18 protein-coding genes are annotated in these 19,150 nt (G+C 73.1%); 9 read left to right on the top strand and 9 right to left on the bottom strand.

Annotation, left to right across the window (positions count from 1 at the left end):
• Window positions 1–28: 28 nt before the first annotated feature.
• The 3 genes from JJI54_RS02770 to JJI54_RS02760 form a co-directional block, all read right to left on the bottom strand.
• Entirely contained in the window at window positions 29–1,528 is a 1,500-nt protein-coding gene (locus tag JJI54_RS02770; protein ID WP_203070688.1) for a tripartite tricarboxylate transporter permease, read from the bottom strand.
• Window positions 1,528–2,022 carry a tripartite tricarboxylate transporter TctB family protein gene (locus JJI54_RS02765; protein ID WP_203070686.1) on the bottom strand — a complete coding sequence of 165 codons (495 nt, stop codon included), beginning with the start codon at window positions 2,020–2,022 and terminating at the stop codon, window positions 1,528–1,530. The genes JJI54_RS02770 and JJI54_RS02765 overlap by 1 nt, the downstream gene beginning before the upstream one ends.
• A 62-nt stretch (window positions 2,023–2,084) precedes the next feature.
• The gene (locus JJI54_RS02760) at window positions 2,085–3,056 is read right to left on the bottom strand and encodes a Bug family tripartite tricarboxylate transporter substrate binding protein (RefSeq protein WP_203070684.1); all 972 of its coding nucleotides are present in this window, start codon (window positions 3,054–3,056) and stop codon (window positions 2,085–2,087) included.
• Window positions 3,057–3,524: 468 nt separating this feature from the next.
• On the opposite strand from JJI54_RS02760, the gene JJI54_RS02755 reads away from it, so the two are divergent.
• From JJI54_RS02755 to JJI54_RS02735, 5 genes are all read left to right on the top strand, one after another.
• On the top strand, window positions 3,525–3,800 hold the full coding sequence (locus JJI54_RS02755) for a hypothetical protein (protein WP_203070682.1): 276 nt from the start codon (window positions 3,525–3,527) through the stop codon (window positions 3,798–3,800).
• Window positions 3,801–4,514: 714 nt separating this feature from the next.
• Window positions 4,515–4,874, top strand: a complete 360-nt coding sequence (locus JJI54_RS02750) for a hypothetical protein (protein ID WP_203070680.1) — start codon at window positions 4,515–4,517, stop codon at window positions 4,872–4,874.
• 290 nt (window positions 4,875–5,164) lie between these two features.
• Window positions 5,165–6,379, top strand: coding sequence for a hypothetical protein (locus JJI54_RS02745; RefSeq protein ID WP_203070678.1), 1,215 nt, complete (start codon window positions 5,165–5,167; stop codon window positions 6,377–6,379).
• Window positions 6,376–7,233 (top strand): hypothetical protein, encoded by an 858-nt coding sequence (locus JJI54_RS02740; RefSeq protein WP_203070676.1) that lies wholly within the window; start codon window positions 6,376–6,378, stop codon window positions 7,231–7,233. Before JJI54_RS02745 ends, JJI54_RS02740 begins: the two co-directional genes overlap by 4 nt.
• Before the next feature lie 23 nt (window positions 7,234–7,256).
• On the top strand, window positions 7,257–8,102 hold the full coding sequence (locus tag JJI54_RS02735) for a hypothetical protein (protein ID WP_203070675.1): 846 nt from the start codon (window positions 7,257–7,259) through the stop codon (window positions 8,100–8,102).
• Here JJI54_RS02735 and JJI54_RS02730 read toward each other — a convergent pair.
• Window positions 8,073–12,752, bottom strand: a complete 4,680-nt coding sequence (locus tag JJI54_RS02730) for a beta strand repeat-containing protein (protein WP_203070673.1) — start codon at window positions 12,750–12,752, stop codon at window positions 8,073–8,075. The genes JJI54_RS02735 and JJI54_RS02730 overlap by 30 nt on opposite strands.
• A 152-nt stretch (window positions 12,753–12,904) precedes the next feature.
• Between JJI54_RS02730 and JJI54_RS02725 the strand changes: the two genes are divergently transcribed.
• The 4 genes from JJI54_RS02725 to JJI54_RS02710 all read left to right on the top strand — a co-directional run bounded on the left by JJI54_RS02725 (window position 12,905) and on the right by JJI54_RS02710 (window position 16,971).
• The gene (locus JJI54_RS02725; protein ID WP_203070671.1) at window positions 12,905–13,993 is read left to right on the top strand and encodes an isocitrate/isopropylmalate dehydrogenase family protein; all 1,089 of its coding nucleotides are present in this window, start codon (window positions 12,905–12,907) and stop codon (window positions 13,991–13,993) included.
• A gap of 124 nt (window positions 13,994–14,117) precedes the next feature.
• Entirely contained in the window at window positions 14,118–14,789 is a 672-nt protein-coding gene (locus tag JJI54_RS02720; RefSeq protein ID WP_203070669.1) for a nitroreductase, read from the top strand.
• A complete protein-coding gene (locus JJI54_RS02715) occupies window positions 14,786–16,009 on the top strand; it encodes an MFS transporter (RefSeq protein WP_318987435.1) in 1,224 nt (407 codons plus the stop codon). Before JJI54_RS02720 ends, JJI54_RS02715 begins: the two co-directional genes overlap by 4 nt.
• On the top strand, window positions 16,006–16,971 hold the full coding sequence (locus JJI54_RS02710; protein WP_203070667.1) for a phosphodiester glycosidase family protein: 966 nt from the start codon (window positions 16,006–16,008) through the stop codon (window positions 16,969–16,971). The genes JJI54_RS02715 and JJI54_RS02710 overlap by 4 nt, the downstream gene beginning before the upstream one ends.
• Window position 16,972: 1 nt before the next feature.
• On the opposite strand, the gene JJI54_RS02705 is transcribed toward JJI54_RS02710, so the two are convergent.
• The 5 genes from JJI54_RS02705 to JJI54_RS33090 all read right to left on the bottom strand — a co-directional run bounded on the left by JJI54_RS02705 (window position 16,973) and on the right by JJI54_RS33090 (window position 19,057).
• The gene (locus JJI54_RS02705; RefSeq protein ID WP_226381351.1) at window positions 16,973–17,389 is read right to left on the bottom strand and encodes a DoxX family protein; all 417 of its coding nucleotides are present in this window, start codon (window positions 17,387–17,389) and stop codon (window positions 16,973–16,975) included.
• Between the two features lie 78 nt (window positions 17,390–17,467).
• Entirely contained in the window at window positions 17,468–17,890 is a 423-nt protein-coding gene (locus tag JJI54_RS02700; RefSeq protein ID WP_203070665.1) for a GNAT family N-acetyltransferase, read from the bottom strand.
• Window positions 17,887–18,474: a nitrile hydratase subunit alpha gene (locus JJI54_RS02695; protein WP_203070663.1), complete on the bottom strand. Its 588-nt coding sequence runs from the start codon at window positions 18,472–18,474 to the stop codon at window positions 17,887–17,889. The genes JJI54_RS02700 and JJI54_RS02695 overlap by 4 nt, the downstream gene beginning before the upstream one ends.
• Complete coding sequence (locus JJI54_RS33095; RefSeq protein ID WP_203070661.1) at window positions 18,474–18,764, bottom strand: SH3-like domain-containing protein; 291 nt, start codon at window positions 18,762–18,764, stop codon at window positions 18,474–18,476. The genes JJI54_RS02695 and JJI54_RS33095 overlap by 1 nt, the downstream gene beginning before the upstream one ends.
• Window positions 18,761–19,057, bottom strand: a complete 297-nt coding sequence (locus JJI54_RS33090; RefSeq protein ID WP_404817591.1) for a nitrile hydratase — start codon at window positions 19,055–19,057, stop codon at window positions 18,761–18,763. The genes JJI54_RS33095 and JJI54_RS33090 overlap by 4 nt, the downstream gene beginning before the upstream one ends.
• Window positions 19,058–19,150 lie beyond the last annotated feature (93 nt).

The following is a 19,150-nucleotide window of genomic DNA, read 5'->3' as shown; positions in this document are numbered from 1 at the left end:
AGGTGCCAGCAAATTCAGCGTGGCAAAATCATGCCGCCATCCGCCGCACCCAGGCCCCATAGAGCCGCGGCCCCACCAGCGCCGCCACCGCCACCAGCAGGATCGCCAGGCTGATCGGCCGCGTCACGAAGACCGACCAGTCCCCCTGGCTGATCGTCATGGCCTGGCGCAGCGCCTGTTCCGCCATCGGCCCCAGGATCATGCCGATGACCACCGGCGCCACCGGGAAGTCGAAGCGCCGCATGAACATCGCGATGATGCCGATGCCATACAGCAGGAACAGGTCCACGACGGAGTTGCTGATGCCGTAGGTGCCGATGGTCGCGAAGACGAGGATGCCGGCGTAGAGCTGCGGCTGGGGAATCTTCAGGATGCGCGCCCAGAGGCCCACCAGCGGCAGGTTCAGCACCACCAGCATGACATTGGCGATGAAGAGGCTCGCGATCAGCGTCCAGACCAGCTCCGCCTGGGAGGTGAAAAGCAGCGGGCCCGGCTGGATGCCATAGGACTGGAAGGCGGAGAGCATGATGGCCGCGGTCGCGCTCGTCGGCAGGCCCAGCGTCAGCATCGGCACCAGGATGCCGGCGGCGGCGGCGTTGTTCGCGGCCTCCGGCCCGGCCACGCCCTCGATCGCACCCGTCGTGCCAAATTCCTTCTGGTGCTCCGGCTTCGTCAGCTTCCGCTCCATGTAGTAGCTGAGCATGGTCGGCATCTCGGTCCCGCCGGCCGGCATGACGCCGAAGGGGAAGCCGATGCCGGCGCCGCGCACCCAGGGCCAGAAGCTCCGCTTCCAGTCGGTCTTCGACATCATGATGCTGCCGACGGGCAGCACCTCCTGCTTCCCCTCCACGTAGCGCCACGCCAGGTACAGCGTCTCCCCCACCGCGAACAGCGCGACGGCGACCAGCACGACATTCACGCCATCCAGCAGCTCGGGGATGCCGAAGGTCAGCCGCGGCTGGCCGGTCTGCAGGTCGATGCCGACGAGCCCCAGCAGCAGCCCGAAGAACAGGCTGGTGAGCCCCCGCAGCGCGGAGCCGCCGAGCACCGCGGAGACGGTGACGAAGCAGAGCACCATCAGGCAGAAATACTCGGCCGGGCCGAGCTTGAGCGCGAGTTCGACGACGACGGGCCCGAGGAAGGCGATGCCGATGGTCCCCACCGTGCCCGCCACGAAGCTGCCGATGGCGGCCGTCGCCAGGGCCGGCCCCGCGCGGCCGTTCCGGGCCATCTTCGCCCCTTCGAGCGAGGTGATGATGGACCCCGATTCACCCGGCGTGTTCAGCAGGATGGAGGTGGTGGAGCCGCCATACATGGCGCCGTAGAAGACGCCGCAGAACAGGATGAAGGCGCCCGTCGCCGGCACGCTGAAGGTGATGGGCAGCAGCAGCGCGATGGTCAGCGCGGGGCCGATGCCAGGTAGCACGCCGATCGCGGTGCCGAGGAAGCAGCCGAGCAGCGCCCAGCCGAGATTGGTGAGCGTCAGCGCGTGGCCGAAGCCCATCGCCAGCCCGGAAAGCGCATCCATCAGCCGGGGTCTCCGAAGATCAGGGCCTCGATCACCCCGGCGCCGATATTGACGCCGAGCGCCTTCACGAAGAGGGCATAGGCGCCGAGCGAGACGGCGAAGGCGATCGCCACGTTGCGCGCATGGGCGGTGCTGCCGAAGGCGGCCGCCACCAGCGTGAACTGCACCGTCGCCGCGACGGTGAAGCCGAAGGGCACGATCAGCGCGATATTGGCCAGCAGCCCGGCCAGCAGCAGGGACAGGGCGCGCCAATTGGTGGGGGGTGCTTCCTGCACCTCCTCCAGGTCATGCGACCAGCCGCCGCGCAGCGCCGCCGCGACCAGGCCGATGCCGAGCGCGATGAGCCCGGCCGCGATCAGGTAGGGGATCGCCTTCGGCCCCACCTGGGCATAGAGCGGCGTGGTCGGGATGACCGCCGCCTGCCAGGCGGAGACGAGGCCGAGGACCAGCACGAAGACCGCCGCGCCAAGGTCCGACCGTTGGGTATCACGCATCCGGCCTCAGCCTCCGTGACGGTGGGGGCGCCGTGCCCGGGCCGGGGCACGGCGGGGAAGCATCAGCCGGCCAGGCCGATGTCGCGCAGCACCTGCTCGGTGTCCGCCTGGTCGCGGGCCAGGAAGCGCTCGAACTCCGCGCCGGAGAGGTAGGCCTCGTCCCAGCCCTGGCGGGCCACGATCTCCTTCCACTGCGGCGTCGCGACCAGCGCGCCGATGTAGTCGGACAGCGCCTGGCGCTGGGTCGCGTTGATGCCGGGCGCGCCGAAGACGCCGCGCCAATTGCCGATGACGATGTCGATGCCGCTTTCCTTCAGCGTCGGCACGCCCTCCAGGCTGCGCGTCTCGCCGGTGGTCGCCAGGGCCCGCATGCGGCCGGCCCGGATCTGCTCGGCGAATTCCGACACGCCGGAGATGCCGGCGCGGACCTGCGCGCCGAGGATCGCGGCCTGGGCCGGGCCGCCGCCGGCGAAGGCGACGTAGCTGGCTTCCCGCGCATTCTTGCCGAGCGACTTCAGCAGCAGGCCGAGCGTGATGTGGTCGATGCCGCCGGCGCTGCCGCCGCCGACCGACACCGCGCCCGGATTGGCGCGCAGCGCCGCCATGAAGCCCGCGAGGTCGCGCAGGTCGCTGCTGGCGGGCACCACGATCACGCCGGGCTCCGTCGTCATGCGCGCGATCGGCGTGACGTCCTTGATGCCGACGGGGGTGCGGTTGGTGATGACGGCGCCGACCATCACGGCGCCGGCCACCATGATCGCATCGCCGCGGCCGCGGCGCTGGCTGACGAAGCGCGGCAGGCCGACCGTGCCGCCGGCGCCGCCGACATTCTCGAACTGGAAGGAATTGACCAGGCCGGCGCCGCGGGACGCCTGCTCGATCGCGCGGCCCAGGCCATCCCAGCCGCCGCCGGGGCCGGCGGGGACGAAGACGTAGAGGCTGTTGAAGCGCTGTTGGGCGCTGGCGCCGCCGGGCAGGAGGGTGGCCATCGGCAGGGCGGCGGTGGCGGCGATCAGGCTGCGGCGGGTGGTCATGTTTCCTCCAGGAATGGCGCTTTCGCGCCCACCTTATAAGCCCATCGTCCGCACAGGAAGGTGGCTGGGCGGCGGCGCTCGCGCACGAAGCGGCGCGCCGTGCCACCCTGCGCGCAACCGGAAGGGTCGGCGCGGGACCGCGTCCAGACGAGCCGAATGGCCGTGAAACCCTGTCGGAACATCGGCAGCCGTTGAACCACTTCCCGCACTGCGAACATGGGGCTTATCCGGCCTCGCGCCGCGTCGCAGGGCGGTGGCTCGGGGCACGAAAATGGGCGGACGGCCAGCCAGCGCGCCGCCTCGGCTCGCCCCACAAGTGTCAGATAATCGGACGAACGGCGACGACTTCATGGTCGTTTCGTCAGGTTTCTTTTCATGACATCTCAGGGGATTAGCGCCAACGTTGGCCGCATGGCATTGTCGGCTCGCACAGACATTGTCCGGCGCCTTCGCGCGATCCGGCTGGAGATGGGCTATCCCAAGGCGCCGGAATTTGCCGCCCTGCTTGGCGTCGGCCGTACCCGCTACCTCAACTGGGAGAATGAGGGACCGAGCGGCAACTACCCGGCCGAAGAGGCCATGGCGTACCTGTGCGATCTGCTACCGGGCCTCACCATGGACTACATTTATCGCGGCGTCCTCGACGCCGTTCCAACGCGGTTGGGCATCCGACTCACCGCGAGGGAGCAGGGGTTGGATCCGGACGCGGCGCGGGCTTCGGGCGCGGTTGCTGCTGCCCGGTAGGTTTGGCGGGCCAGCAGAAAGGGCGCAACGTCGATGGCCGCGCGCTTGAGGCATCGGGAAAATACTGAGCGCCCATAGGGTCAGAATCCCTCCTAGAGTCCGCAAGCTATCAGATCTTCTGACATTCTGTCAGATAAATCATATTGCGATCGTCAGAAAAGCTGTCAAAACGAAATCGTCCGAGCATGGTGATTCCGTGATGCCCAGCGCTGAGATCGATACGCCCGGTCCCTGGAAGCGGCTGCCCGATCAGGGACACTGTGCCGCGCCGCCCGATGGGCTTGCGATTTGCAGCACGGACGTTCCAGGCACGTATTGGCCCGACTACGACCAGATCTCCGCCCGCGCAAGCTTGTTTTCTGCTCGGTCGATCGGTAGCCGAAACTTCGGCTGTTGCTGCCATCGTGCCAATTGTCGCGGACCGCAGGTGATAGCGCGGCGGTTGCATTTGCCGCGCTTGGCGCCGTCCGCATCGCCATCGCGCGAACTCGCCCGCGCGCTGCGCGCAGGTCAGTGTCGCGTCGTCTTGGACGGCGGAGACCACAGAGCCGGCCGCAACCCTGTTGCCCTCGGCCACGATGCCACACGGGATCAGCCTGGCGCGGGAAGCCGCACGGGCGCCGCAGCGCGGGCCGTGATGCATGCAGTCCCCGGCGCCATCCTGGCCGGATGGTCGGCGCGCAACGCCTTGCGCGCCGCGACGGGAGGCCGCGCATGAGCCACCCCGGCGAATTCTGCCAGAAGCTTGTCGCAAAGCCCGGCGAACCGAACGGCCGCGACCAGGGCTCCGGTTCCGGGCGAATCCCCGCTGCGCGGCTGGCGGGAGGCTGGCAACCCATGGCCACGGCGCCCGCGATCGATGGCGCCCGCCTGCTTCTCCGGCTGATCCTTCCGGACGACGAGACGCCCTACATCTGCGAGGCGGAGTGCGTCGAAGGTGTCTTCGATCAGGGAGCTGACGGTGTGCGGGAGGAACTGCCACCGCAGTGGATCGTGCGCATCGCGACCGCGGGCAACACGGTCACGGACTACGCGACGCACTGGATGCCGCTGCCGGAAGACCCGGCGCCGTGACCGGGACCGCGTGAAGCCCGGCCGCGAAGGATGGGGCTTGCCCGGCCTGCGCGGCCTGGCATGGCAGGCACCCGAAGCGGGTTGCCTTCCGGCCTATGCGCTGTGGCGCCCGAAGGCGCGCGACCTGGAAGGGCCGGAACCCACCGCCCGGCCCGGCGCCGCCGCCCAGGGCCCGGGTTGACCGCCGGGGCGCCGGGCCCCGGGGGTTAACGACCTGGAAAGAAACGGTTGCTTGCTTCGGGCGTTGCGGATGCGCATTGTCGGGGCGACCAGCGGGAGCCCGGCCAGACATGCGATCCATCCGAGCCATCAGGCGAGCATGCGCCCTGGCGGTGATCGGCCTTGCCATGGCCGGCACCGCCGCGATGGCGCAGCAGCAGCAGCCCGCGCAGCAGCCGCCGAACCGGGAGATCACGCTGCAGAACGAAACCGACCTCGTGCTGCAGAATTTCTACCTCTTCACCCCCAACAGCCAGGACCGGGGCCAGGACCGGCTGGGGCGGGACACCGTGCCGCAGGGCGCCACCTTCCGGCTTCGCCTCGGCCGCGTGCAGAACTGCGTCTGGGACGCCGTCGCGATCTTCCAGGACGGGTCGGAGGATGTCCGCCGCCGCGTCGATATCTGCCGCACCCAGCGCCTGATCTATGGCGACCCCGCCATGCCGACGCTGGAGGCCGAGATCGCCAACCGCAGCGACACGGTGCTGCGCGAACTCTACGCCGCCCCCGCCCGGCCCGAACCCCGTGCGCCGGAAGCCTGGGGGCCGGATCGCCTCGGCGCCGGCGTGATCGACGCCAACGCGACCTTCCGGCTGCGCATGCGCACGCGGGACTGCGCCTTCGACCTGCGCGCCGTCTATGCCGATGACCGGGAGGAGGTGAAGCAGGGCATCGACCTCTGCGCCAACCGGACCGTCGCCTTCGACCGCAGCGGCATCCCCCGCCCGCCGACGCAATCGGTCGCGCTGGTCAACCGGCACCTCGCCACCGTGCAGGAAGTCTATGTCTCCCCCAGCAGCGACAGCGACTGGGGGCCGGATCGCCTCGGCGCCGCCACCCTGCCGCAGGGGCAGGAGACGGTGGTGCAGGTGGAAGGCGGCTGCGAGGCCGATATCCGCATCGTCTTCCCGAATGGCGGCGCGGAGGAGGCGCGGGAGGTGAACATCTGCGACCAGCCGCGCATCGTCCTCGCCCCGGGCTGGGTGGTGCAGCGGATCGAGGAGACGCCCGTCCCCGCCACCACCCCCGCGCCCTCCCCCGGCAGCTTCCGCCTGCGCAATGCCGGCCCGCTGCCGGTGGTGGAGGTCTATGCCTCCGCGCCCGGCGCCCCGCGCGGGTCGGACCGCCTCGGCGCCGATGTGGTGCCGGTGGGCGATGCGATGGACCTGCCGGGGCTGGAGGGCGGCGCCTGCGCCGCCGACCTGGTGGTGGTGTTCCGCGATGGGCGTGAAGTGTCGCGGCCCGGCATCGATCTGTGCCGCGGCGAGGAGATCGAGGTGCGATGATGCCGGCACTCCCCACCAGCCTGGCCCGGGCGGCCATCCTGCTGCTCGCCCTGGCCGCCCCGGCCGCGGCGCAGCCCGCCGCCGAACTGCCGGAAGCCCAGCGCGGCGCCTGGTTCGCCGGAGACTGCGCGGACCCCCGCGGCATGCTGCTGGTCACGGCCCGCAGCGTGGCGCGGGTGGATGCCGAAGCCCCCGCCCGCCTGTTCCGCCTGGCCGCCACCCGGGCGACGGAAAGCTGGACCATCGCCACCGCCACGGGGGCGGAGGCGCCGCGCATCATGCTGCGCAACGCCGGCAATTCGCTGGAGACGGCCGAGCCCGACGCCAAGACGCGCGATGACCGCCTGCCGGGCGCGACCCCCATCGCCGCCTGGCGCCGCTGCCCCGCGCCGCCGCCCGTGCTGGCCGCGCTGCATGGCGAAGGCGCCGCCTTCCTCTCCATCATCGAGAACCTGGAAGCCGGCTGCGCCAGCGCCACGCCCGGCGTCTGCGCCCAGGCCATCGTCGCCCAGGCCGATGTCAGCGGCGACGGCCTGCTGAGCTCGGCGGAGATCGCCCGCCTGGCCCGCGGCGCCGCCTGGCTGGCGGCGGTGCAGGAAGGCGGCACGCAGGATGTGATCGCCGCCGCGGTCGGCGCCGGTGCCGTGGCCGGCATCCTGGCCGGGCGCGTGCTGCTGGAAAGCCTGGACTATGACGGCGATGGCCGGCTCTCCGCGGCCGAACTGGCGCAGGACCGCGCCGCCTTCGCCGCCGGGGCCGGCACCGCCGCCGGCCGCCCGCTGCGGGTCGAGGGCCTGACGGAGGGCGCGGGCATGCTCCGCGGCCTGTTCGAGGGCCTGATGAACCTGCGCTGAGCCGGCCGGGACCGCGCGATCGGATGCTGGGCCGACGGGCAAGGCCCGCGCCCCTGCCGCCGGCCCGGCTGGCGGCGGCCGCGGGGCTCTGGGCCGGCGCCGCGCTGCTCGGGCTCGGCTGCTTCCTGCTGTTCAGCGCGGCGGTGCCGAAGATCGGCCTGCCCGCGCATCTCGCCATCGGCACGCTGCCGCTGGCCGCCGCGCTCTGGGTGCAGGCGGTGGTCTTCCCGAAGCCGCGCCCGCCCTCGCCGCCGCCGCGGACCCTCGCCATCGTGCCGGCGCCCGCCCGCGCCCCGCCCGCCCTGCCGGACGCGCCCGCGCCGCTGGTGGCCCGGCTGCTGCTGGATGCCGCGTCCCGGCCGGAGACGGAGGCCGAGCGGCGTGAGATCGCGGCGCGCCGGGCGCATGACCCCGCCTTCGCCGCCGCCGCCGCCGGGCTGGACGAGACGGCGACGCGCGCCCTCCTGGCCAGCCGGCGCCATGCCGTCCTGGCCGGCGACCTGGCCGCCACCGCCCGCCGCATCGCCGCCGCCCGGGCGGTGCAGGCGCCGCTGCCGCCCGACCCGCGGCGGGATGAGCTGCATGCCGCCCTGGCCGCCACCGCCCCCGCCGCCGCGGCCGCGCTGCTGGAGGTGATGCGCGTGGCGCCGGACCTCGACCCCGCCCGCGTCGCCGCCAATTTGCTGCGGGAGGCACCGCCCGGCCCGGACCCGCAGGCCGGGCTGCCGCTGGACGAGGCGCGCCTGGCCGCGGCGCTGGAGGCGCTGAGCCGGCTCGGCCCCGTCACCGCCCAGCCCAACCCGGATGGCAGCATCACGCTGCGGCCGGGTGCCGCGCCCTCAGGGGTCCTCCTCGCGCCGCCAGGGTGACAGCAGCAGCCATTCCGGCGGGCCATCGGGGCTGCCGGCGCGCAGGTCCGTGGCTAGCAGCCGGGGCGCGACGGCGCTGCCCGGCAGCAGCGGCAGGCCGGCCAGGGCGGATGACCCCGCCCCGGTGCCCGGCTCCACCGGCACCACCACCGGGGGCTGCACCGGCGGCACGACGGGCGGCGTGACCGGGCCCGGCTCGTCCGGCGCCGCCGGCTGGCCGCCGCAGAGCGTCGCCCCCATGACGCAGCTGTTGAAGAGGTAGTTGGATCCGGTCGAGGCCACCGCCACGGATTGCGCCGCCGTGCCGCCGCCCGCGCCGCCCAGCGTGCCGACGATGAAGGCGGAACCGCCGCTGCCCAGCACGCCGAGCCGCCCGGCCTCCAGCACCCCCACCGCGCTGCCGCTGTCCAGCAGCAGGAAGAGGGGCGAGGACCCGACGGCGAGGTCGAAGGCCGCCGGCCCGGCGGCGGCGGCGGCCGGGGCGCCGAAGGTGGAAAGCTGCGTCGCCTGGGACGCGGCGGGCAGGCCCGGCAAGTCCGCCGCCACGCCGGTGGGGATCGCCACCAGCCCGCCGGTCCGGCGCGTATCGACGATCATCACCGGCAGCAGCGTCGGGTCCCGCGCCAGCAGCCGGCTGGTGGCGCCGGAGGCCAGGCCCCCCGGCACCGCCAGCAGCACCGCCCGGTCCGCCGCCAGGCCGGCGCCGGCCAGCGTCATGGTCCCGCTGGCGCGCAGCACGATCTCGCTGCCCGCGACGCTGCCGGAGACGGTCAGCGCCCCCGCATTGGCCAGGGCGAAGGCGCCGCCGGCGCTGCCGGCCGACAGCCGCGTCACGGCATTGCCCGCCCCCTCCAGCGCCACGGCGCCGCTGGCCTGGACCGTGAGGGTGCCGGTGGAAAGGCCCGCGCCCGTCGCCGCCTGGGTGACGCCGCCCGCGCGCGCCACCAGCGCGGTGCTGCCGGCGGAAAGCCGCGAATCGAGCGACAGCGCGGTGGCGGAGAGCGAGGCCGCGCCCGTCACCGCCAGCGGATCGGCGACGGAAAGCGCGCCCTCCACCGCCAGCGCCAGGCTGCCGGCCCGCCCGGCCACCGCATCCAGCAGATGCTGCCCGGCGGCATCCAGCCGCACCGCGCCGGTGGTGTCGAGCACGAGCATCCCCGCCCGCAGCCCGCCGCCCGCGGCATCCGCCACGCCCCCTTCCGTCCGCAGCGTGGCGCTGGGCGCCACCAGCAGCCCGTCCAGCACCAGGGCCGCGGCGCCTTCCTGGGACAGGGCGAAATCCCCGGCCGCGGCGCTGTAGCTCAGCACCGGCACGCGGTTGCCCGCCCCGGTCAGCGCCACGTTGCCGCCCAGCGACACCACGCCGAGCCGCGGCGCCACCAGCCCCGCCCCGGTGCCGGACTGGGTGATGTCCCCGCCCGCCTGGAACTCGATCCGCGTGCCGGCGGTGACGGCGCCTTCCACCGCCAGGCCGCCGCCGGTCGAAAGCCGGAACACCCCGCCCGCCCGCCCGGCGGCCAGGCGCGGGATGGCGTTGGCGCCTTCCGGCAGCAGCACGTCGCCCGCGCCGCCATCCAGCCGCGCCACCCCCGCCGCCAGCGGCGCGCCGGTCAGCTGCGTGATGCCCTGCGCGGCGGAGAGGGTGGCGCTGGGCAGCGCCAGCGGCAGCGCGAGCGTCAGCTCCGTGGTGGTGGACAGCCACAGCCCCCCCGGCGCGGTGATGGCGCCGACTTCCCGGATGGCATTGGCCGCGGCGCGCAGATCGACCCGCCCGGCCGCGCTGGCGGTGATCCGCTCCGCCCGGATGCCGGCCGCGCCGCTGGCCTGCACCAGCTCCCCGCCGACCGTGATGCGCACCTGCGGCGCGGCGATGCCGGTCGTGGCGTCGGGGGCCGCGCTGCCCGCCGCCGCGACCTCCCACTCGAACCCCGCGCCCCCGCCGAAGGCGCCGAGGCCGTTGGAGGCGCTTGCCAGCCGGACATTGCCGAGCGGGCTTTCCGCCAGCAGCCGGGGCGTGTTGATGCCGCCGGCGGCGGTCTGCGTCACATCCCCCGATTCGGCCCGCAGCACGACGAGGGGCGCGGCCAGCGGTGCCTCCACCGACAGGCCCTGGCCGGTCAGCCGCAGCGTGCCGCCCGCATCCACCGCGCCCGTCACGCGCAGCACGTCCCGGTTCACCAGGGTGAAGTCGGTGGCGGCGCCGGAAGCGCCCAGCGCCCCGATCGCGTTGTCCCCGGCATCGAGGCGCACCTGCCCGGCGATGGAGGCGACGCGCAGCAGCGGCGTCTCGATCCGCCCGCCGCCGCTGGTGATGTCCCCGCCCGCCGTCAGCCCGACGCTGGTGCCGGACACCGTGCCCTGGACCGACAGCGCGCCGGCGGTGGCCAGCACCAGGGCGCCGCCCGCCGCGGCATCGCCCAGCGCCGCCACCTGGTTCTGCGGGTCATCGAGGGTGATGGCGCCCCCCGTCGCGTTCAGCCGCAGCCGCGTCGCGGTGACGGGGGCGCCGAGGTCCTGCGCGATCTCCCCCGTCGCGCGGATCTCCACATCGGTGCCGCTGATCGGCGCCGCCAGCAGCACGGCGCCGCCGGCATCGACGACGAAGCTGTCCCGCGCCCGGCCATAGAGCAGGGGGATGCTGTTCAGCGTGCCGTCGAACAGCACGGAGCCCGCTTCCGCCACCGCCTGCACCTCATCGGCGATGAGGCGGGAGGCGGCGGGATCCTGCGTCAGGTCGCCGCTGCGCGTCGTGAAGGAGAGCCGCCCGCCATTGATGGTGCCGGCGATGTTCAGCGCGCCTTCGTTCACCAGGGAGAGGCCGAGCGGCACGATGGCGTCGCCCAGCGTGGTCATCTGGTTGCCCGCCCCGGTCAGCGCCACGGCGCCGAGCGGCGCCTGCAGGCGCAGCAGCCCGGTGGTGATGCCGGCGCCCGCCGCTTCCTGCGTGATGCCGCCATCGGCGTTGAGGTCGAGGCTGGTCGTGGCCGAGAGGGGCGCGCGCAGCGACAGCGCCTGCCTCGTCGCCAGCGCCATCTCCGGCGCCGCGATGGCGCCATCGACGGACAGCGCGGTGGTGGTGGCGATGCCGAAGCGCGTGGCGGCGGCGCCGCCGGCCAGCGCGCGGATGGCGTTGCCCGCAGCTTCCAGCCGCACCTGCCCGCCGCTGCTCCGCGCCTCCAGCGTGCCGGCATTCACCAGGGCGGTCGCGCCGAGCTGCGCTATGTCCCCCGCGCTGCGCAGCACCAGGTCGCCCGCCACGGTGACGGGGCGGAGGAGGGTGATGCCCTGGCCGGCGGTGGCGGCCGGGTTCGTCGTCTCCAGCGTCAGCGGGCCGCTCGGCTTGTTGATCGCGGCCTCCACCGTGATGGCGGCCTCCGCCTGCAGGGTCAGGGCGCCGGTGGTGGCGTTGACGGCGGCGGCGGTGATCTCCGCCGGCTCGGTCGATCCGGACAGCGTCGCCACCACGCGCAGCGTGACGGGATCGACCAGCACGCGCTCCGCCGCCATGGACCCATCGAGGGCCAGCGCGCCGCGCGACGAGACCTCGATCTCCCCCCCGGTGGCGGAGAGGCCGCCCCGCATCTCCGTCCGCCCCTCGGCATGGACCAGGATGCTGCCGCCGCCATCGGCGGAGATTCGCGCCCCCTGTTCCACCACCGTCCGCCCAGCGAGGCGCCGGGGCGCGCCCGGGCGGCTTTCCGCCCCGGCGCCGATCGCGACGCGCCCGCCTTCCGCGGCGATGCGCGCGCCGGATGCGACGCGGACGGTGCCGGTCGCCGTCGCCTCCACCACGCCGCGCGGCGCGGCGACATCGCCGGTGATGGTCACGCCCCCGCCCTGGCCGCGCAGCGCGACCTGGGCGGCGGTGGTGGTGCCGCCGGCCTGGACCAGGGTCTCGATGACGGTGGAGGCGGCGGAGGCCGAGAGCAGCACGCTGCCGCCCTGCGCCTCGATCGTGCCGGCCTGCGTGACCAGCGCGGCGCCGCCGCCCGGCGCCGCCTGCACCTGGCGCGTGACGTCGAGCGCCAGGAGCCCGTCGCCCGCGAGGTCCAGCGCGAAGGCCTCCCCCCCCGCCAGCGCCACGCGGCCGAGCCGCGCGCGGATGGTGCCCGAATTGGCGACGCTGGGCGCGACCAGCGCCGCCAGGCCGCGATCCGCCACGGTGATGGTGCCCCGGTTCTCCACCCGCGCGCCCGGCCGGGGCTGGCCATCGAAGACCATGCGGCCCGCCATGAAGGCCTGGTTCGTGGTGTCCGACGTCGTCGCGATCAGCGCCGCCACATCCACCTGCGCGCCCTGCGAGAACACCACCCCCGCCGGATTGACCAGCGCCACCCCGCCATTCGAGGTGACGCGCCCCGCGATGGCCGAGGGATCGCCCCCCGTCACGCGCTGGAGGGAGAAGGAGGAGGCGGCGGGCTGGCGGATATCCACCCGGTGCTGCGCGCCCACATCGAAGCGCTGCCATTCGATGATGGCGCGATCCGTCGCCTGGTTCACCTGGGTGCGCGTGGCGGTCTGGCTGATGCTCGCCTGGCCCGCCACCACCTGGCCGCCGCTGGGCCGCGCATCCACCGCCTGGCCGAGCGCGGGCAGGGGGGCCAGGCTCAACGCGACGGCGATCTGGAACAGGGGCGGGGGCCGGGCCATGCGGCAGGATAGCCGCAACACTGGCCCAACCGGAAGGCGATTGTTGCGTTAACGTATGCATCTTCCAGCTGCATTCGTTAACGCCCCCCCCAGGCTTGGCGCCGCGCCCCCGCCATGCCGTTATGCCGCCAGGAACCCAGGAAACCCCCGCCATGGCCACCCCCAGCAACAGCGTCCGCATCGCCCTCCTGCCCGGTGACGGCATCGGCACGGAAGTGACGGAAGCCGCGACCTTCGTGCTGGAGAAGCTGGCCCGCCGCCACGCCATCGGCATCGCGACGGAAACGCTCGAAGCCGGCGCCTTCGCCTACCAGCGCACCGGCACCGCGATGTCGGAGGAAACCTTCGAGCGCGCGAAAGCGGCCGACGCCATCCTGCTCGGCGCCATGGGCTGGCCCGGCATCCGCTACGAGGACGGGACGGAGATCGCGCCGCAGCTCGACCTCCGCTTCCGCCTCGGCCTCTACGCCGGCGTGCGCCCCATCCGCGCCATCCCGGGCGTGCCCCTGCCGCTCTCCCATCCCCGGGCCAAGGACATCGACCTGGTGATCCTGCGGGAGAGCACGGAAGGCCTCTTCTACGCCCGCGGCCGCGGCACCGTGACCGACGATGCCGAGGCGCGCGACACCATGCTCATCACCCGCGCCACCACCGAACGCCTCTCCCGCTTCGCCTTCCGCCTGGCGGAGCGCCGCGCCGCGCGCATGGGCCGCGCGCAGCGCGTGACGCTGGTGGACAAGGCCAATGTCTTCACCTCCATGGCCTTCATGCGGAAGGTCTTCCTCGAGGTCGCGACCGAGTTCCCCGGCGTGCCGGCCGACGCGCACTACGTCGATGCCATGGCGCTCGACATGATCCGCAAGCCCTGGGACTTCGACGTGCTGCCGACCGAGAACATGTTCGGCGACATCCTCTCCGACCTCGGCGCGGGCCTGATCGGCGGCATGGGCTACGCCCCCTCCGCCGATATCGGCGATACCCACGCCGTGTTCCAACCCAGCCACGGCACCGGGCCCGACATCGCCGGCAAGGGCATCGCCAACCCGACAGCGGCGATCCTCTCCGCCGCGCTGATGCTGGACTGGCTGGCCTCGCGCGGCGCGGGGCAGGGATTCGCGGATGCGGCGAACGAGCTGGAAGGCGCGGTCGATGCGGCGTTCGCGAAAGGGCTCCGCAGCGCGGAATTCGGGGGCGTGGGGACGACCGCGGTGGCAAACGCCATCGCGGAACAGATCGGATAAGGACGAGGCTCCGCCTCGTGCTCCGCCGGGGGGCGTGGCGCCCCCCGGACCCCGCCGGGAATTTGCGCCAAGGCCACCAGCGGGACAGACTGATTCCAACCAAACGGGAGCAGCGCCAAAAACCATGGACGTGTTCGAGGCCCTGGCCACGCGCCGCAGCATCCGCGGCTTCCGGCCAGACCCCATCCCGCGCGCGACCCTCGAAAAAATCCTCGGCGCGGCCTCCCGCGCGCCCTCGGGCTCCAACATCCAGCCCTGGCGCGTGCGCGTCACCGTCGGCGAGGAGAAGGCCGCCCTCTCCCGCGCACTCCGCGCCGCCCACGATGCCGGCGCCAAGGTCGCACGCGACTACCACTACTACCCGCGGGTGTGGCGCGAACCCTACCTGGCACGCCGCCGCGCCTGCGGCTTCGGGCTCTACAAGCTGGCCGGCATCGGGCGCGGCGACACGCAGGCGGCCCACGCGCAGCGCGCCCGCAACTTCGATTTCTTCGGCGCACCCGTCGGACTCTTCTTCACCATCGACCGCGACATGGAACAGGGCTCCTGGCTCGACTACGGGATGTTCCTCCAGTCCATCATGCTGGCCGCCCGCGCGGAGGGCCTCGACACCTGCGCCCAGGCCGCCTTCTGCGACCACCACGACGTGGTGCGCGCCCATCTCGGCATCCCCGATGACCAGGCGCTGGTCTGCGGCATGTCGATCGGCATCGCCGATGCCGCGGAGCCCACTAACGCGCTGGTGACGGATCGCGAGCCGCTCTCGAACTTCGTCACCTTCGGGCCCGGCGCGTGACGCATCTCGACAGCCGGCAGAGCTGGATCCGGCTCTCCGCCATCATGGCGCTGTCCACGCTGGGCGGCGCGGGCATGTGGTCCGTGGTGGTGGCGCTGCCCTTCGTGCAGGCGGAATTCCAGGCGACCCGTGCCGAGGCGTCCCTGCCCTACACCCTCACCATGGTGGGCTTCGCGCTCGGCGGCATCCTGATGGGGCGCATGTCGGACCGCTTCGGCGCGATGTGGCCGGTGATGATCGCCTCCTGCGTCATGGGGCTCGGCTACATCCTGGCGGGCCTGGCGCCGAGCCTGCTGGTCTTCGCCCTGGTGCAGGGCGTGCTGATCGGCGCGCTGGGGTCGTCGGCCAGCTTCGGCCCGCTGATGGCCGATGCCTCCATGTGGTTCATGCGCCGGCGCGGCATCGCCGTGGCGCTGGCGGCTTCGGGCAACTACCTCGCGGGCGTGGTGTGGCCGCCGCTGCTGACGGTGCTGATCGGCAACTGGGGCTGGCGCGTGGCGCATATCGTCGTCGGCTGCATCGTGCTGGCGACCATGCCGCTGATCGCGCTGATGCTGCGCGCGCGGCCACCCGTGGCGAAGGTGGCGCCAGCCGTCGCCGGCGCGCCGCCGCCGCGCGCGGACCGTCCGCTCGGCATGTCGAAGAACACGCTGACGGGCGTGCTGGGCTTCGCGGGCATCGGCTGCTGCATCGCCATGGCCATGCCGCAGGTCCACATCGTCGCCTATTGCGGGGACCTCGGCTACGGCGTGGCGCGGGGGACGGAGATGCTCTCCCTCATGCTCGCCTTCGGCATCGTCTCCCGCATCGCCTCCGGCTTCATCGCGGACCGCATCGGGGGCCTGCGCACGCTGCTGCTGGGATCTCTGCTGCAGGGCGCGGCGCTGGTGCTCTACCTCGGCTTCGACAGCCTGGTGTCGCTGTATGTGATTTCCGCGCTCTTCGGCCTGTTCCAGGGCGGCATCGTGCCCAGCTACGCCATCATCGTGCGGGAGTATTTCCCGGCGCGGGAGGCCGGCACGCGCGTCGGCATCGTGCTGATGGCGACGCTGGCGGGGATGGCGATCGGCGGCCTGCTGTCCGGCTACATCTTCGACCTGACGGGCAGCTACGCCGCCGCCTTCCTCAACGGCGTCGCCTGGAACGCCGTCAACGTCATCATCGTCACGACGCTGCTGATCCGCGCGCAGGGCATGCGGGGCAAGGCGGCGATGGCGTGAGGCGCCGCCTCGCCTGGCTGGCGGGTCTCGCGCTGCTTGCGATCCTGGCCGGGCTGGCTTGGGCCTATGCGCAGGCGGGGCTCTACGGCGTCACCATCGTGTTGCGGCGGGGTGGCAGCTACTGGGTCGATGTCACGCGGGACGATGCGCGCCTCTCGCCTTCCATGCGGCTGGCGCTGCGCGATCCCATGCCCGAGGTGCGCGCGGGCCCCATCGCCTGGCGCAGCCTGGCCGAGGGCTTCGAGGTCGCGGAGATGCCCGTGCTGGCCGGGGAGGCGGAGGTCGATCGCCTGCTGCTGGCACGCATCGATCCCCGCCATTTCCGCCTCATCGCGCGCGCCGCGCCGGCCGGCAACCGTGACCTCCAGGACTGGCGGCGGGCGCTGGGCGCCGTGCTCGTCGTCAATGGGAGCTTTTACGATCGCTACGGCGATCCCGACACGCCGATGGTCAGCGACGGACAGCGCCTCGGCCCCGCCACCTATGAGGCACGCCATGGCGCCGTGGTCAGCGATGCTTCCGGCACGCGCCTCCTCGACCTCCGCGGCCAGGATTGGCGGGCGGCGCTGGCCGGCGCGCGGGATGGCGTCGTCTCCTGGCCGCTGCTGCTGGCGCCCGATGGCAGCATCCGCGCGGCCGGCGATCCGCGCTGGCTCGCCAATCGCAGCTTCCTGGCCGAGGACCGCGCGGGGCGAATCCTCATCGGCACCACGGCCGATGCCTTCTTCTCGCTGCGGCGTTTCGCGGACTTCCTGCGCGACGCGCCGCTCGACCTTTCCATCGCGCTGAACCTGGATGGCGGGCCTGTCGCCTGCCAGGGCATCCGGCTTGCAGGCTATGAGCGCGACTTCTGCGGCTTGTGGGAGACGCAGACGGTGGAGGATCGCATCCGCCTGCTGCACTGGCCGCTGTGGTGGCGGCGCTTCGGCCTGCCGGTGGTGCTGGCCGTCGTGCCGCGCTGAGCTACGCGCTTCGCCGCCGCAGCGCGTCCAGGCTCCACGGCCCCGGCCCCGCGACGCTGATGTAGAGGAAGACGAAGCAGTAGAGGATCGCCGCGTCGCCGCCATTCAGCACCGGGTAGAAGTTCCGCGGCGCATGGCCGATGAAATAGGCCACCGCCATCTCGCCGGAGGCGATGAAGGCCGCCGGCCGCGTCAGCAGGCCCAGCACCAGCAGCGCGCCCAGCCCCAGCTCCAGCACCCCCGCCACCCAGGACAAGGTCATCGCATCCGGCAACGGCGCCCCGCCCGCCATGGGCGGGAAGCCCAGGATCTTCTGCGTGCCATGCGCGAGGAACAGCAGCCCCGCCATGATCCGCAGCACGGACAGCATCCGTGGCGCCCAGGCGAGCATCGTCGGGTGGGTGGTCTGGTCTGGCATGCAGGGCTTCCCGGCCATGGGGCGGAATGCCCTGGCTTTCGCGCTGCAACGCGCGAAAGCGCGAGCGGCTGCGCGGCCCTACGACGCCGTGACGATCGCGCGGCTGAACAGCAGCGCCCCCGCCGCATCCGGCCCGCCTTCCACCCAGCCCTGCCGCCGGTAGAACTCGGCCGCGCGGGTGCCTGGTGCGGTATCGAGCGTCGCGGTCGCATGGCCCGCCGCCGCCAGGCTGGCGCAGGCGCGGGCCAGCAGCGCGCTTCCGATGCCGCGCCCCTCGAAGCCCGGTTCGACGAACAGCGCCCAGATCGAGCCATCCCGGGGATCCCCGGCGGAGAAGCCGCGCATCGCGCCCGCTTCCTCCCACACCCAGACCGGCGCCTGCTCCACGAACCAGACCACATCCGCCGGGGAGACCCGCGCCGGATTGAAGGTGTTCTCCCGCACCGCGAGGCGGATGCGCATCAGCGCCGGGATGTCGTCCAGGATCGCCCGGCGGATCACCCGCCGGCGCGCGGCAGCGCGACCCCCACCAGCGCATCCCGCGTGACGATCGAGGCGAGGCGCGCTGCGTCCCAGCCCTCGGTGCCTGCCGGCCGCTGAGGCAGCACCATCCAGCGGTAATCCGCCGTGCTGTCCACCACCTTCACCGCCACGCCATCCGGCAGCGTGGTGCCCCATTCCGCCAGCACGGCGCGGGGTTCCCGCACCGCCCGCGCCCGATAGGCGGCTGATTTGTACCAGTGCGGCGGATAGCCCAGCACCGCGCGCGGGTAGCAGGAGCAGAGCGTGCAGACGACGAGGTGATGGACCTTGTCCGTATCCTCCAGCACGCCGAGCGGCGGCGCGCCGGCCATGGACACGCCCATCGCCTCCGCCGCCTGGCCGCCATTCTGCAGCAGCAGGGCGCGGTACGCGGGATCGGTCCAGGCGCGGGCCACCATCCGCGCGCCGATCTCCGGGCTCGCGCGGTCCGTGCTCGCGATCTGCGTCGTGATCTGGTCCTCGGTCAGCACGCCCTGGGCGACCAGGGCGGCGACGAAGCGGTCGAGCAGCGCGACGCTCTCCGCCGTGGGTGCGTGGGCCATCAGGCCGTGCCCTCCAGCCAATGCTCGTAGAGCTCGACCAGCACCGTGTCCCCCGCCGCGCCCTCGTTCCAGAGCGAGGGCTGGTCGAAGCGGACATGGTAGAGCGGGATGCGCGCCGCGGGGCGCGCGAAGGCCAAATCCTCGGGGTTCGGATAGGCGCCGAGGGGGCGCTCCACCACGCCCTCCCGTCCGCGCAGGTAATGCGGCGTGCGGATGTGGCAGGGGCCGCGCAGCTCCGGGAAATCCAGCTTCACGCGCACGCGCTGGCCCGCTTCGAAGGCTCCGGTCATCGCAGGCTCTCCGCGGGCACGACGCCCTTCTCCACCATCAACGCCGAGATCGCCCGCAGCCAGCGCTCGTAATAGCCGAGCGCGTGGTATTCCGGCTCCGGGATCGCCTCGATGCAGCGGCGCATCTCATCCACCGTCATCAGCCCGCTGCGGCCGAGGATCTGGCGCAGGGCATCGACGCGCTTGCCGAATTCATCGGGCGGCGCCTCGTCATCCGGCTCGACGGCCGTGCAGCGGAAGCGCGGCGCGCCGCCGAGGTCGTGGGTCGCGGGTGGGGGTGCTTCTTCCGTCATGGCGAGCATCGTAAGCCCAGCTTGCTGGGCGGGCCAAGCTGCGGCCGCCTCCGGCGGCCGAGGCCGCGACGGGTTCCCATGCGCGTTGCCTCG

Source organism: Falsiroseomonas ponticola, from assembly GCF_016805305.1.
Lineage (GTDB): Bacteria > Pseudomonadota > Alphaproteobacteria > Acetobacterales > Acetobacteraceae > Falsiroseomonas > Falsiroseomonas ponticola.
This window is presented reverse-complemented; position numbering and strand designations above follow the sequence as displayed.